Annotated in this window: 13 protein-coding genes and 3 pseudogenes; 5 read left to right on the top strand and 11 right to left on the bottom strand. The window is 54.6% G+C overall.

The window, feature by feature from the left end; all coding sequences use genetic code 11:
- Nucleotides 1-7: 7 nt before the first annotated feature.
- The 3 genes from E3E36_RS02440 to E3E36_RS02450 are packed head-to-tail and all read right to left on the bottom strand — an operon-like array spanning nucleotide 8 to nucleotide 1,741.
- Nucleotides 8-502 (bottom strand): metallophosphoesterase, encoded by a 495-nt coding sequence (locus E3E36_RS02440; protein ID WP_167893809.1) that lies wholly within the window; start codon nucleotides 500-502, stop codon nucleotides 8-10.
- Between the two features lie 9 nt (nucleotides 503-511).
- Complete coding sequence (locus tag E3E36_RS02445; RefSeq protein WP_167893810.1) at nucleotides 512-1,423, bottom strand: transcription initiation factor IIB; 912 nt, start codon at nucleotides 1,421-1,423, stop codon at nucleotides 512-514.
- Nucleotides 1,424-1,429: 6 nt separating this feature from the next.
- Nucleotides 1,430-1,741, bottom strand: coding sequence for a Gar1/Naf1 family protein (locus E3E36_RS02450; RefSeq protein WP_167893811.1), 312 nt, complete (start codon nucleotides 1,739-1,741; stop codon nucleotides 1,430-1,432).
- Between the two features lie 124 nt (nucleotides 1,742-1,865).
- Between E3E36_RS02450 and E3E36_RS02455 the strand changes: the two genes are divergently transcribed.
- On the top strand, nucleotides 1,866-2,699 hold the full coding sequence (locus tag E3E36_RS02455) for a PfkB family carbohydrate kinase (RefSeq protein ID WP_167893812.1): 834 nt from the start codon (nucleotides 1,866-1,868) through the stop codon (nucleotides 2,697-2,699).
- A gap of 34 nt (nucleotides 2,700-2,733) precedes the next feature.
- Here the strand turns inward: E3E36_RS02455 and E3E36_RS02460 are convergent.
- Nucleotides 2,734-4,033 (bottom strand): annotated as a pseudogene (locus tag E3E36_RS02460) (RNA-guided endonuclease InsQ/TnpB family protein).
- Nucleotides 4,034-4,234: 201 nt separating this feature from the next.
- On the opposite strand from E3E36_RS02460, the gene E3E36_RS02465 reads away from it, so the two are divergent.
- Nucleotides 4,235-4,744, top strand: a complete 510-nt coding sequence (locus E3E36_RS02465) for an NUDIX hydrolase (RefSeq protein WP_167893813.1) — start codon at nucleotides 4,235-4,237, stop codon at nucleotides 4,742-4,744.
- Between the two features lie 4 nt (nucleotides 4,745-4,748).
- Nucleotides 4,749-5,105, top strand: a complete 357-nt coding sequence (locus E3E36_RS02470; protein ID WP_167893814.1) for an Mth938-like domain-containing protein — start codon at nucleotides 4,749-4,751, stop codon at nucleotides 5,103-5,105.
- Here the strand turns inward: E3E36_RS02470 and E3E36_RS02475 are convergent.
- Nucleotides 5,095-6,261, bottom strand: coding sequence for a hypothetical protein (locus E3E36_RS02475; protein WP_167893815.1), 1,167 nt, complete (start codon nucleotides 6,259-6,261; stop codon nucleotides 5,095-5,097). The two genes, E3E36_RS02470 and E3E36_RS02475, sit on opposite strands and share 11 nt — an antisense overlap.
- A 5-nt stretch (nucleotides 6,262-6,266) precedes the next feature.
- On the opposite strand from E3E36_RS02475, the pseudogene E3E36_RS02480 reads away from it, so the two are divergent.
- A pseudogene (locus E3E36_RS02480) lies at nucleotides 6,267-6,497 on the top strand (ABC transporter ATP-binding protein); the annotation flags it as partial.
- A gap of 46 nt (nucleotides 6,498-6,543) precedes the next feature.
- On the opposite strand, the gene E3E36_RS02485 reads toward E3E36_RS02480, so the two are convergent.
- The 3 genes and pseudogenes from E3E36_RS02485 to E3E36_RS02495 all read right to left on the bottom strand — a co-directional run bounded on the left by E3E36_RS02485 (nucleotide 6,544) and on the right by E3E36_RS02495 (nucleotide 8,176).
- Nucleotides 6,544-6,759, bottom strand: a complete 216-nt coding sequence (locus tag E3E36_RS02485) for a hypothetical protein (protein ID WP_167893816.1) — start codon at nucleotides 6,757-6,759, stop codon at nucleotides 6,544-6,546.
- Between the two features lie 38 nt (nucleotides 6,760-6,797).
- Nucleotides 6,798-7,328 (bottom strand): annotated as a pseudogene (locus tag E3E36_RS02490) (ABC transporter ATP-binding protein); the annotation flags it as partial.
- Between the two features lie 170 nt (nucleotides 7,329-7,498).
- Nucleotides 7,499-8,176, bottom strand: a complete 678-nt coding sequence (locus tag E3E36_RS02495; protein WP_167893817.1) for a TIGR00289 family protein — start codon at nucleotides 8,174-8,176, stop codon at nucleotides 7,499-7,501.
- A 92-nt stretch (nucleotides 8,177-8,268) separates the two neighbouring features.
- Between E3E36_RS02495 and E3E36_RS02500 the strand changes: the two genes are divergently transcribed.
- The gene (locus tag E3E36_RS02500; RefSeq protein WP_167894720.1) at nucleotides 8,269-9,555 is read left to right on the top strand and encodes a bifunctional L-myo-inositol-1-phosphate cytidylyltransferase/CDP-L-myo-inositol myo-inositolphosphotransferase; all 1,287 of its coding nucleotides are present in this window, start codon (nucleotides 8,269-8,271) and stop codon (nucleotides 9,553-9,555) included.
- A gap of 1 nt (nucleotide 9,556) precedes the next feature.
- Here the strand turns inward: E3E36_RS02500 and E3E36_RS02505 are convergent, their stop codons facing one another.
- Genes E3E36_RS02505 through E3E36_RS02515 form a run of 3 tightly spaced genes read right to left on the bottom strand, consistent with a single transcriptional unit; the run spans nucleotide 9,557 to nucleotide 12,460 of the window.
- On the bottom strand, nucleotides 9,557-10,642 hold the full coding sequence (locus E3E36_RS02505) for an ABC transporter ATP-binding protein (RefSeq protein ID WP_167893818.1): 1,086 nt from the start codon (nucleotides 10,640-10,642) through the stop codon (nucleotides 9,557-9,559).
- A gap of 10 nt (nucleotides 10,643-10,652) precedes the next feature.
- Nucleotides 10,653-11,522, bottom strand: a complete 870-nt coding sequence (locus tag E3E36_RS02510) for a carbohydrate ABC transporter permease (protein WP_167893819.1) — start codon at nucleotides 11,520-11,522, stop codon at nucleotides 10,653-10,655.
- Nucleotides 11,522-12,460 (bottom strand): carbohydrate ABC transporter permease, encoded by a 939-nt coding sequence (locus E3E36_RS02515; protein ID WP_167893820.1) that lies wholly within the window; start codon nucleotides 12,458-12,460, stop codon nucleotides 11,522-11,524. Before E3E36_RS02515 ends, E3E36_RS02510 begins: the two co-directional genes overlap by 1 nt.
- Nucleotides 12,461-12,464 lie beyond the last annotated feature (4 nt).

A 12,464-nucleotide genomic window follows, 5' to 3' on the forward strand; every position in this document is an offset into this window, starting at 1 on the left:
GGGGGGCTCACCAGAACCTTACCCGCTCAACCCTGACTTTTTCACCCTTAACTTCCAGGAGGGCAAAGCCCGCGGAGTCCATCCTCGGGAACGTAGGCGAGCCGGGGTTCAGGAGGACGACACGGTTTCCATGGACGGAATAGGTGTCGTGGTAAAAGCGATGGGTGTGGCCGAAAATTAGAACGTCAGCCTCCATATCCAGGGCCTTGAGGGTCAGGAACTGCGCGTTGAGCGAGAAGAACTGGTGGCCGTGGAGAACGCCAATTCTCACGTCTTCCACATCGACGACCTGCTCCTCTGGAAGACCTAGATGGTCGGCGTTGCCCCGGGTGGCCACAGTGGGGGCGAAGTCCTCAAGCCTTTCGAGGAGCTCTGCCGAAGTAACGTCGCCCGCGTGGAGTATCAGGTCGGGCTTCCTCTTTTCAAGTTCCTTTAAAAGAAGGGAAGGAAGGTTGTTCGTCTTGTCCCCGTGGTGTGTGTCGCTCATTACCGCTACCAGCAAGCCCATCCCTCATATCGGGACGTTTATGCCGAGCTTCTCGACGAGCTCCTTGTACCTGTTCCTGACGGTAACCTCTGTGACGTGCGCTACCTCCGCAACCTCACGCTGGGTCTTCTTCTCGCCCTCAAGGAGGGAGGCAACGTAGAGCGCAGCGGCGGCGAGTCCGGTCGGGCCCTTGCCGCTCGTTATCCCCCTCTTGATGGCCTCCTGAAGTATCTCCTTGGCGCGCTTCTTGGTTCTTGCACTGACGTTGAGTGCATCGCCAAAGCGGTCAACGTACTCAATCGGGCTCGTTGGGCGGAGGTTCAGATTGAGCCCCCTTGCCAGGAAGCGGTAGCTCCTTCCTATCTCCTTCTTGGTGACCTTTGAAACGGCCGCTATCTCGTCGAGCGTCCTCGGGATGCCCTCCATCCTGCAGGCGGCGTAGAGCGCCGCCGAGACCATGCCCTCTATTGACCTCCCGCGGATGAGCTTCTTCATGACCGCCTTCCGGTAGAGTGAGGCCGCCACCTCCTTGACGCGCCTCGGAAGCATCATCTGGGCAGCCATTCTGTCGAGTTCGCTGAGAGCAAAGGCGAGGTTTCTTTCCGCGGCATCGTTTATGCGCATCCTGCGCTGCCACATCCTCAAGCGGCGCATCTTCGTCCGGTACATGCCGGTTATCTGGTTGCCATGGATATCTTTATCGCGCCAGTCTATATCGGTGGAAAGGCCCTTATCGTGGATCATCAGAGTCATGGGCGCGCCAGTCCTGGCACGCTTGGCCCGCTGGTCGGGGTCGAAGGCGCGCCACTCGGGACCCTCATCAATGACATTCTGCTGAACGACGTAACCACAGACAGAACAGACGATTTCGCCTCTCCTCGGATCGTAAAACAGCTTATCGGAACCACATACGGGACATACGTTCTTATCAGCCAAAGGCTCTCACCCCCTCTTTCTGGGGGCAGGGCGTCTGCTCTTTCCGCCCTTGGCACGTTTCCTGGCGGATCTATTCTGCCGAACCTTCTTGCGCTTCGTGTCCACATAGAGCACAGCCCCAATGTAGCCCTCGGGATCCCTGACACGGGGCTTGACGGCAACGTAGGGCCTCTTAACCGGCCCAAAGACATCCTTAACTATCCCGACCACGGTGAGCCCCTTGTCAACCACCGGGTCGTTGAGCGATGGAACCCAGTCGGTGCGCAGAATCAAAAACCCCTGCTTCGCGTAGTGAGAAACTTTGCCCAGGCGCCTCATAGCCCCACCCCAAAAGGACATATCCTTTTAAGCTTTTCGCTTTTGCCTTTATAAACTTTTCGCCCAATTTCCAAAAGATTTTTATTTAAGTCACGCCTAGAAAGTGAAATTAGGCGGGGCAAAAATGAAGTGCCTTCTAGTTGGACACCTTGTTATAGACATCATTGTGAGGGATGCAAAGCCGGAAACCAGGATTGGCGGTGGGGCCTACTACTCCGCCGTGGCCCTCGCGAACTTCTGTGACGTCGAGGTACTCACCAGCGTGGGGGACGACTTCCCCGATGAGTGGCTGGAGGCCCTGGAAAGGGCGGGAATAAAGCTGAGAGCCCTGCCATCTGACAAGAGCACTTCATATGAGCTCCGCTATCTCGACCCCAACAGGAGGACGCTAAGGCTTCTCTCAAGGGCCACCCCTATATCCAAAGCACCCACAAAAAGGTACGACATGGTTCTGCTAAACCCAGTTGCGAACGAAATCCCCCCGGATATTGTCGAGAAGTTGAAGAAAAAGACAGCGTTTTTAGCTGCAGACGTCCAGGGGTTTATAAGGACCCCAAGGCCCGGCAATGTAATGCTCCAGAAGGCAGATGTGTCATTTCTCAAGGGGCTGAAGGTCGTCCACGCGGACACCTCGGAAATGGACTACCTGAAGAACCTAAAACCCGAGGAGGTGGAAGTCTTCTTGGCCTCCAACGGCCCCGAGACGGGCTTTGCCTATTTCAGGGGTAGCAGGTATGCATACAGACCCGTTAGAGTAGAAGTTAAAGAATCCACCGGGGCAGGCGATGTCTTTCTCGCCAGCTTTTCATACTTCTACACCCGCTGTCCCTTCGTCCAGGCGCTGAAGAGGGCAAACGCCTTCACAGCCCTTTTTTTGGAACACAGGGCTTTCAACTTCTCGGAAGATGATGTGAACAAGCTCGCCATGAAAGTGGGTGTCGAAAAGCTAACGATCTGACCTCCTCCCGGCTAAGGGCGAGGGTTCCAACGGTTTAACCCCTCGCTAAAGACGGGGAGGTTCGAGGGGCTCCATTAAAGCCCAACTCAAAGCGGGCTTTCAGCCCCTCGGGGAGGGTCTTCCTCCCGTTACCCCTCCTCTGAGCGTAAAGACCGCCCAAATTCGGGGTTATCGTTTTCACGACCTTCCTCAAAATATTAAACGCCCCAACCAAGTCTGCATTGAAGATAAGCCCCTCTGCGGGACACTTAAATAATCCACGAACAAACCTCGCCCCCTCGTGGGGCTTCCCGCAGACGGGGCAAGTTTTAGACGTGAAAGCCTCATTAACAACCAAAACCTGAATACCATACTCTTCAGCGACTTCCTTGAGTCGCTGAATCACCGTGTTAAACCGCCACACGTGAGAGAGGATAAAATTCTGTTTTCTACCCTTCTCCGACCCTCTGGCTATTCCCTTTGGATAGCCAACCACAATCCTCGAAACTCCAAGGTGATAGAGTTTTTCGACAGTCTGTCTAACTGCAGTATTGATGTAGTGTTTTGCTTGAAGTTTGGTCCTCTGGTGCATCCTTTGGAGTTTTCTACTCCTCTTACAACCCGATTTATTGAGTTTCGACTGGTAATCGGCAATTTTGTTTTGCCAGTAGAATGCAATGCTTTTCAACGGTCTCCCATTCACGAGGAAACTCTCCCCGTTCTCAACGTAAACGGCCATTAAGTTATTCACTCCCAAGTCTATTCCAGCGGAGAGATTTCCTTTGGGTTCTCTTGGGAGTTCGACCCATTCCTCATTAATTAGTTTTTCTTTCACCGTGTAGCTCACGTGAGCATACCATTTCCGCCTTACGGGATCGTAGGTTATTTCCAACCTTCCCTGCTTGCCCTTCAAGTGTATTCTCCCCTTGAACTGGACTTCCAAGCGTTTGAATTTACCGAGTCCCATCAGGATTAGTTCGTTGTCTTCGATGCGGTATTGGGTGTTTCTTAGGACTATCAGATTGCCCTCTTTGATGTATTCCGGCGGTTTTGGCTTCATCCATTTTGGAAGCTCACCGTCCCGCTTGCTCCTCAAGAGGGAGAAGAAGCCTCTCCAGCTTTCAGCGTTCTTTCTGGCTATTGTTTGAACTGTTGCTGAGCCAATTTCTTTTTTTGAATTCCTCATAAGTTATCTTCTGTGTTTTTAGGAAGTCTATGGGCTTGCCCTGGAAGAACTCCTGTCTCCTGAGATAGTTCACCATATTCCAGACTTTTGAGCTGATTAGGGCTAACTCTTTGAGTATTTCCTCCTGTTCCTTGCTTGGCTGGAGTTTCACGGTTATCGTCCGTTTCATCACAAGGTATGGTATGGTTTTTAGGCTTTAAAAGAGTGTCGCTTTCCTGCTGACAGGCTTGATTTTCAGTCTTTGCATCCCCGCCCTAAAGGGCGAGGTTTTCAAGAGAAAAAGATAAATCCACAGGAACAACTATAACCGCCGATGATGAGACGTCAGCATGCTGAAGATGATGACAAGGGACTTCCCTGAGGTGGTGTTATGGACAGGTACGTCCTGCTTGTTAAGGCCCCGAAGGGCCACGATATAGCTCCAGTACGGAAGGAGCTGGAGGAATTTCTCACCAAAAACCACCCAGAGCTGAAGGTTGAGATGCATCGGTGTATAGGTCTCACTGTTGACCTGGTTATTCTCTACAACAACGGCATTGTTCTCATCAAACGGGGGCGCGAGCCCTTCAAAGGCCACTACGCCCTCCCCGGGGGCTTTGTGGAGTACGGGGAGAGGGTCGAAGATGCCGCGGTCAGAGAGGCGAAGGAGGAGACTGGCCTGGACGTCAGGCTCCTGCGGCTGGTCGGGGTGTACTCGGACCCGGCAAGAGACCCAAGAGGACACACTGTTACGGCGGCTTTTCTGGCGGTTGGGACTGGAGAGCTGAAGGCCGGAGACGACGCCAAAGACGTCCACGTGGTTCCGATAGATGAGGCCCTCAAGCTCCCCCTCGCATTTGACCACGGAAAGATACTCCGGGACGCGCTGAGCCCGAGGTGATACTGTGAAGATCGAGTTTCCCGGCTTCGGGAGGATAGTAGTGGACGGGAAAACCTACGGCCACGACGTTGTTATCTACCCGAGCGGAAAGATTGAGAAGCGCAAAAAGTGGCTCAGCAAGAACAAGCACGGCACGAGTCATAGGCTCGACCCGGACGAGCTGAGGGAATACCTGAGCGAGGACTTCGATGTCCTCATCGTCGGCACCGGCGCCTACGGTATGCTCTCGCTCCTGCCGGAGAGCAGGGAGCTGGTGGTGGAAAAAGAGGTCATCGAGCTCCCCACAGAGGGAGCCGCTGAAAAGTTCAACGAGCTGTGGGGAAAGAAAAAGGTTCTCGCCCTGTTCCACGTCACCTGCTGATGGCTCTCATGACCCCCGCAAGGGCCACCCCAGCCACGGCCATTACGTAGGGATAACCGAGGAAATACCACACCCCAGCTATGGTTCCAAGGACGATTCCGTTTACGAGCATCAGAGCAAGGACGTGGCCGAAACTCGTTTCCGGAACCGAGAGCTCTTTTTCCCCGTGATAGAAGAAGGCCAGCGATATCGATGAGGTGAGGAATGGCAGCAACAGTGCAGCGGGGAGCAGCTTGAGTATTCCCGGGTTCAGATAAGTTGAGGCCAGAACCAGGAAAACGCCAGCCGTTACAGGGACCGCGTTCATCACGAGGAGCTTCGCCCTGAGGAACCCCGAGAGGGTTATCGGGAGGCTCCGGAGGAACTCGAACTCCCTGCCGTCTATTTTAAGGACGGTGTCCACCCCAACCGATGCCACCCAGGCTATCATAAGGAGGACGGAGACGACGGCCCACTCCCTCACTGCCCCCGCCATCAGGAGGTTGATAGCACTGGGCAGAATTATGAAGAGCGGGAATATCAGCCCGACCAAGAGGGCGCTCTTCCTGAGGGCTATTCTGAGGTCTTTGAGGGCGATGGCGACAACAGGATGGTGTGTTCTGGCCCTGAAGCGCACCGTTTTAGTCAGGGAAACAACGGCCCCATTCTCCATCCTGCGCCAGAGCCTGCCGAGGATGACGGCGTAGACGGGGACAAGAACCGCAAGATAGCCCAGAACCAGCAGGAAGGAGTTCAGCGGTTCAATTATCGAGACTATCGAGAACGGGTATGCCACAGAGTACTTTGAGAAAAACGGCAGGAGCTCCTCGTAGTGCTCGTTTACGTACTGCTGTATGTAGTTGAGGGCATAGAACATGCTTATGAAGAGCAGGACGCCGAGAACCCTTGCCATCGTCCTCAGCCTTGAAAACCTGCCGCCGACGCTCGCCGAGCCGAAGAAGGTGAAGACGGCCAATCCAAGGACGTGGCCAAGGAATGTCCCCACGAGTATCCACAGAAATCCCACGAGACCAGGCATACCGTATTTCGCAGCCAGGACAGAGACGGACGGAAACAGGGCCACCACCGCTGGGATGTTGTCTATAGCGAGCAGAACACTGAGGTACCTGGCACCTGCTGTTACAGGAAGGAGTCTGAGGGGCTCGAAGACGCCCATGGATATTCAGGGAGGAGGGCAGGAGCATAGTTTTCTCGACCCACGTGCTTGCTCTGGCGGAGACGATATGTGACAGGGTTGGGGTCATATACAACGGCGAGATAATCGCTGAGGGGACGGTGGAACAGCTCAAGGAGTTCGCCCACGAGGAGAGCCTTGAGGATGTCTTCCTTAAGCTCACAGAGAGCCAGCACGAGGTGGCAAGCATAGTGCGGGCCCTGAAGGAGACGCTTTAGGTGAGAGCATGAGGGAAATAGTTAAAATTCTCTACCGGGAGCTCCACTACAGAAGGTTAAAAAACAATCCCCAGATAGCTGCCGACCCGAAGAAGTTCAAAGAGCAGTTGCGGAAAACTGGGGACATAAAGAGGGGGATAGCCTTCCAGTCGGTGGCTTTCCTGTTCTTCGGCCTCATGATGGCCGGGGCCGTTGTGGGCTCCGGGGACGAGCTCAGGGCTTCCGTGACCTTTGCCACATATGCCATGCTGCCCTTCGTCATGGCCCTCTACACAACCACCGTCAACGCCTCCTACGCGACTGGAGGAGGAGCTCCCTCAGGATCCTCGCGCTCTTTGGGTCGAGACCGTTCATCGCCTCGTCGAGCACCAGAACCTTCGGGTCGTGGAGCATCGCCGCTATCAGGGAAATTTTCTGCCTTGTTCCAAAGCTGAGAGAACCTATCATCTCGCCCATATACTTTTCTATCCCGAAGGCTCTCACAAGGGTGTCCACCCTCTCCTGGAGCCTCTCCTCCGGAATCCTCCTCACGCTCCCGATGAAGTTAAAGAATTCCACAGGGGTCAGGCTCTCGTAAAGAACCGGTGTTTCAGGGACATAGCCGACTACCTCTTTAACCCCTATGGGGTCGGCCGAGACGTCTATCCCCTCGACGAAAGCCCTTCCGGAGCTTGGCGTCAGAATCCCCGAGAGAATCTTCATAGTCGTGCTCTTTCCGCTCCCGTTGGGACCAAGAAGGCCGTATATCTCGCCGTCTTTAACGGTGAAGGTTATCCCGTTGACCGCCACGGTAGAACCGAACCTCTTGACGAGGTTTTCGACCTCGATCATTATACCACCGGGCATAATAATTCCAGACACTTAATAAACTTTGCCACCCAGCATCTTCTTTCCCGAGCCTCGCCATTCGGAGAGAAAGGGCAGATCCACAATACCGACCAAGTACTGGGCGCTGGCCTATGGATATGTGGTATTTCAGGAAGCTCCCTTTTACTCCCATTTTAAGATTTCCACTCCAGATGCGCCCTCTTGACCTCAAGCACGCCCGAATAGCTGCACTCGCTCCACCTCTTTTCCACTTCATCGAAGACTATCCTCGCCCTGAAGAATGGGGCATCTCTCACAAAGGTCTCGAACTCACCGCCCTCGCCGGCGACGTGAATTTTGTACTTCTCATGGAGCTTCACAAGTTCCTCAAGGGCCTTCTCGTCTATCCTCCTGCCGAGCCACCCCCGGTCAAGTCCGTAAGCGGCAGTGCCGACCATGACGATGTCAAAGATTCCCACCAGCTCGCGCATGTAGTCAACCGGGTCGCGGTGCCAGGCGGGAGCGAAGCTCTCTATGCCAAGCTCCTTTGCTACCCTATCGACCCTCTGCTTCTGGTACTCGCTGGCCAGAGCACCGGCAACGACGCCGTCTATCTTAAGCCCCTCGAGGACGGCCTTCATGTCCTCAACCTCTTTCTCCTTCTCACCGCTCGTGAATCCCTTGATGAGCGGAATTCCAACCGCTTTTGCCTGCAGTTCAGTAAGGTGTATATTCGGCACGTGGTACATGTAGCTCTCGTCGCTCTCGCTCACCATGCTAACGAGATACTTCACTTCAAATTCCTGCTTCAGCGCCCAGTAAAGGGCGTAGTTTGAGTCCTTCCCGCCGGAATACAGGACAGCAACGCGCATCTCACTCACCCGAAAGGTTCAAATCACTTGAAGTTAATTTAACTCCGGCTTTCTAATCCGACCTCGAAAGTGGGCTTAAAAAGGTGATGCCAGTGACACCGAGAAAGGCAGTAATTCTCGCGGCGGGCCTTGGAACCAGAATGGGTGAAAAGCCCAAAGGCCTGGTCAAGGTAGCTGGAAGGGAGATTCTGTACCGCACTATGACCCTCCTCCAGAGGAACGGTGTTGAGGGGTTTATCCTCGTTACCAACAAGAAGTATGAGCCGTTTTATAGGGAGTTCATTGAGAGGTACGGTTTTCCTGTAGAGATAATAATCAACCGCGAGCCAGAGAAGGGCAACGGTCACTCACTCCACCTCGCAAAGAGGCTCGTTTCCGGGAGGTTCGTCCTCGTTATGAGCGACCACGTCTATTCTGAGGCGTTCATAGATAGTGCAGTTAAAGGGAGCGGCCTCATAGCCGACAGGAGCCCAAGGTGGGCGGAGATAGACGAGGCTACAAAGCTTAAGGTTCGAGAAGGGAGGGTTCGGGAAATCGGAAAATCCCTGGCAGAGTGGGACGCTGTAGACACCGGCTTCTTTGTCCTTGATGAAGGGGTCTTTGAGGTAACGGAGGCCCTTGAGGCGGAAAAGAATGGAGACTACCACCTCAGCGAGGTCGTTGAGAGGGCAAAGCTGGAGGTTACTTTCGTCGACGGCCTCGGCTGGACCGACGTTGACACTCCCAGCGACCTGAAGAGGACAAGGAGGATGCTCGTGAAGACGGCAGTTAAAGGCGTTGGAGACGGCTTCGTCAGCAGGCACCTGAACAGGAAGATTTCAACGGAGATAAGCGCCCTGCTGGTAGAGAAGGTAACACCAAACCAGATGACTGCCTTTACCTTCACCTTTGGCATTGTATCTGCTCTGCTGACGCTCGTGAGCCCCCCAATAGCAGGAATACTCTACCAGATAAGCTCTATCCTCGACGGCGTTGACGGAGAGATAGCCAGGGCCCGTCTGGAGGCCAACAGGTTCGGAGGCTACGTCGATTCAATTTTGGACAGGTACGTTGATGGGGCCTTTTTAAGCCTGTTGGCCTACGCAACGCTCAGGGAACCACTCTGGTACCTAATAGCTTTTCTTGCCCTCCTCGGTTCCGTGATGGTCAGCTACTCGACCGAGCGCTTTAAGGCGGCCTACGGAAGGGATGCTTACGCCGAAGTACCCTCTCTAAGGAAGCTCCCCGGGAAGAGGGACGAGAGAATCTTCATCACGATGCTCTTCCTGCTGTATCCAGTTCAGGCTTCCATAAAGACCCTGTTCCTCCTGCTAGCGGCGATGACGAACCTCAGAGTCGCCGTGACGGCATGGCTGGTGTGGAAAAGAAGAGAGGGATGAATCACTCCTCCAGGAACTCCAAAGCCTTCTCGGTCTTCCTGTCGAAGAGGACTATTCTGTCCTCGCGGATTCTCACGGTTACTGGCTCACCGAAGCTGAAGTGCTCTCCCTCGGGGGCAAAGACCTTGACGAACGCTCCATTGACCGAAACGGTGACTATCTGCTCCCTTCCGAGGGGCTCGAAGGAATAGACCGTCCCGACAAGACCCTCTCCCCTCCCCTTGAGAACCTCAGCGTCGTGGGGCCTGAAGCCGAGGAGCACCTCAGTTACCCCGAGTTTCTCGATGATTTCCCTGTACTGTGCCGGGAGGGGTATCCTGTTCCCATAGACGTTGAGGCGACCGTCCTCAACTTCGGCCTCTATGAAGTTCATGGGTGGACTGCCGAGGAAGCCGCCGACGAAGCGGTATTTCGGCTTATAATATACATCGTCCGGCGTCCCGACCTGGAGTATCTCCCCCTCCCTTATCACCGCTATCCTGTCGGCCATAGCGAGCGCTTCCGCCTGGTCATGGGTAACGTAAACTGCCGTGATTCCAAGCTCCTTCTGGAGCCTCTTGAGCTCGGCCCTGACTTCAAGCCTCAAAAGTGCGTCGAGGTTGCTGAGCGGCTCGTCAAGGAGCAGGACGTCGGGTTCTTTCACAAGGGCTCTTGCTATTGCCACGCGCTGCTGCTGGCCGCCGCTTAGCTGCCACGGATAGCGGTCGAGGAGGTTCTCTATCCTGAGCATTTGGGCAACTTCCCTGACTTTCCTCTCAATCTCATCTTTCGGGGCTTTCCTCAGCTCGAGGGGGAAGGCTATGTTCTTGAAGACCGTCATATGGGGGTAGAGCGCCCAGTTCTGGAAGACCAGCCCGACGTTCCTGTCCTTCGGGGGCACCTCCGTGACGTCCCTGCCGTCGAAGTATATCCTCCCGCTCGTTGGCCGGTATATTCCAGCTATCGTGTAGAGGAGAGTGGACTTTCCGCTCCCCGAGGGGCCGAGGAGGGCCATGAACTCCCTGTCCTCTATCTCCAGGTTTATTCCCTCGAGAGCGGTGAAGTCCCCGAACTTTTTGGTGATTCCCTTCAGCGTAATCTTGACCATATTCACCACCTCACCCCTTGATTCCACCGGAGTAGCCCTGGAGGAGGAGCTGCTGGGCCGTGATAAAGAAGATTATTGTGGGCAGGAGGTAGAACGTTCCTGTGGCCGCTATGAGGGGCATGTGAGAGTATTCCGCCTCTATGTTGGCCTCTATGAAGGTCGCAAGGGTCGGGTATACGAGGAACGTCCTGACGTAGATTATGTCCTGCCAGCCAGCTAAGAAAGCGAAGAGTGCCACCGCGAGGATGCCGGGCTTGATGAGGGGGAGCATTATCTTCCTCCAGACCGTTATCCTAGAGGCCCCGTCTATGATGCCCGACCACTCAAACTCCCAGGGGATTGTGTCAAAGAAGCCCTTCATCAGCCAGATGGACATCGGAATCTCAAGCGCCGCCCTTGCCAGTATGACGTAGACGAAGGAGTAAAGGCCAACAAAATCCGTGCTGGCAGGAAAGGTCAGGCGGTAGAGGAGGTAGACGCCCACGATTAGGGCCACTCCCGGAAAGGCGTGGAGCACGAGGAGGAGAACCATCAGGGTCTTCCTTCCTTTGAAGTCTATCCTCGAAAGCGAGTATCCTGCAAGGGTGCTTATTCCAGTGACGACGCCGGAAACGCCGAGGGCCACTATAAGGGTGTTCAGGGTTATGCGCCAGATGTTGACTCTTATTCCACCAGTTGTGGCTATCTTGCCCTGAAAGAGGTTTATCCAGTTCTCAAGGGTGAACTGAAAGGAGCTCGGATTGAGGTCGGTAACCATCTGGGTGCTGAAGCTGGAGAGTACGAGGAGGGAGAAAGCTATAATCAGGGGCAGGCTCGCGAGAAGAAGGGCGAGGATTATCAACCTGCTGTACCTTTTCGGCCTCGTCTCGACGTCCCTCATCAGAAGTCCCCCCTCGGCTTTCTCATCATCCGCTCGAACTTCAGAACCTTCAGGGTCACGAAGCCGCCTATAATGCCGATTATTGAGAGTATTACAGCGGCGGCCGCAGCAAGGCCTTGATCCTGCTCGCCCATACCGAAGGCGGTGTTGAAGACGTAGAGCGCTAAGGTCGTTCCATAGTCCCTGTTGACGAGGTCCCACTGGACGAGGAGGAAGAGGTGCGGGTAGGTCGTCAGCAGGCTTAGGAACTGCCAGGTGAGAACGTAGAGGAGGTGCCACTTGACCATGGGGGTCAGAATCTTCCTCGATATCTGCCATGAGGAGGCCCCGTCAACCCTCGCCGCCATGACGAGCTCCCTGGGAATCTGATTCAAGGCAGAGGTAAATACTATCATCCCGAAACTGACGCCCACAAGGCCGTTAACGAAGATTATTACGCTCCATGCCCCCCAGGGGGTAATCTGGCCCCAGGGAAGCGGTTCTGAGATGATACCGAGGTGCATGAGGATTGAGTTGAGGGTTCCAATCTCGCTCCCGTGGAAGAAGTAGTACCACACGAGGCTGTAGACCGCTATTGGTGACATCCTCGGGAGGAGCCAGAGGAGCCTGTAGGAGGAAGCGGGCTTTTCATCAATAAAGAAGGTTGCAAGGGCGAGTGCCAAACCGCCGAAGACATTAATCATGAGCGTGATGCCAACGAAGGCGAGGGTCGTCAGGATTACGGCCTTGAAGGTCGGGTCGTGCTGGAACATGTAGAAGAGCCTCTGGTAGTTGTAAAACCCGACGAACTCGGTTAGATACCTCTCAACGTTCCAGTTCCTCATTCTCGTCATGCTTATGTAGACGGTCATGACTAGGGGAACCAGGTAGAAGAGGAACACCATCAAGACCATGGGAGAAAGAAAGAAGGAAAGGTCTCTGAGCTTTCCCTTTGCCATGGCA

The organism is Thermococcus sp. M36 (assembly GCF_012027355.1).
Classification (GTDB): Archaea; Methanobacteriota_B; Thermococci; order Thermococcales; family Thermococcaceae; genus Thermococcus.

What these genes read in the sequence shown, in the direction of transcription:
- E3E36_RS02485 (WP_167893816.1), bottom strand. Translation starts at nt 6,759, where the DNA reads ATGACGAAGGGCAGCATGGCATATGTGGCAAAGGTCACGGAAGCCCTG.
- E3E36_RS02495 (WP_167893817.1), bottom strand. Translation starts at nt 8,176, where the DNA reads ATGCGCGTTGCTGTCCTGTATTCCGGCGGGAAGGACTCAAACTACGCC.
- E3E36_RS02455 (WP_167893812.1), top strand. Translation starts at nt 1,866, where the DNA reads ATGAAGTGCCTTCTAGTTGGACACCTTGTTATAGACATCATTGTGAGG.
- E3E36_RS02510 (WP_167893819.1), bottom strand. Translation starts at nt 11,522, where the DNA reads ATGAGGGACGTCGAGACGAGGCCGAAAAGGTACAGCAGGTTGATAATC.
- E3E36_RS02465 (WP_167893813.1), top strand. Translation starts at nt 4,235, where the DNA reads ATGGACAGGTACGTCCTGCTTGTTAAGGCCCCGAAGGGCCACGATATA.
- E3E36_RS02450 (WP_167893811.1), bottom strand. Translation starts at nt 1,741, where the DNA reads ATGAGGCGCCTGGGCAAAGTTTCTCACTACGCGAAGCAGGGGTTTTTG.
- E3E36_RS02505 (WP_167893818.1), bottom strand. Translation starts at nt 10,642, where the DNA reads ATGGTCAAGATTACGCTGAAGGGAATCACCAAAAAGTTCGGGGACTTC.
- E3E36_RS02475 (WP_167893815.1), bottom strand. Translation starts at nt 6,261, where the DNA reads ATGGGCGTCTTCGAGCCCCTCAGACTCCTTCCTGTAACAGCAGGTGCC.
- E3E36_RS02515 (WP_167893820.1), bottom strand. Translation starts at nt 12,460, where the DNA reads ATGGCAAAGGGAAAGCTCAGAGACCTTTCCTTCTTTCTTTCTCCCATG.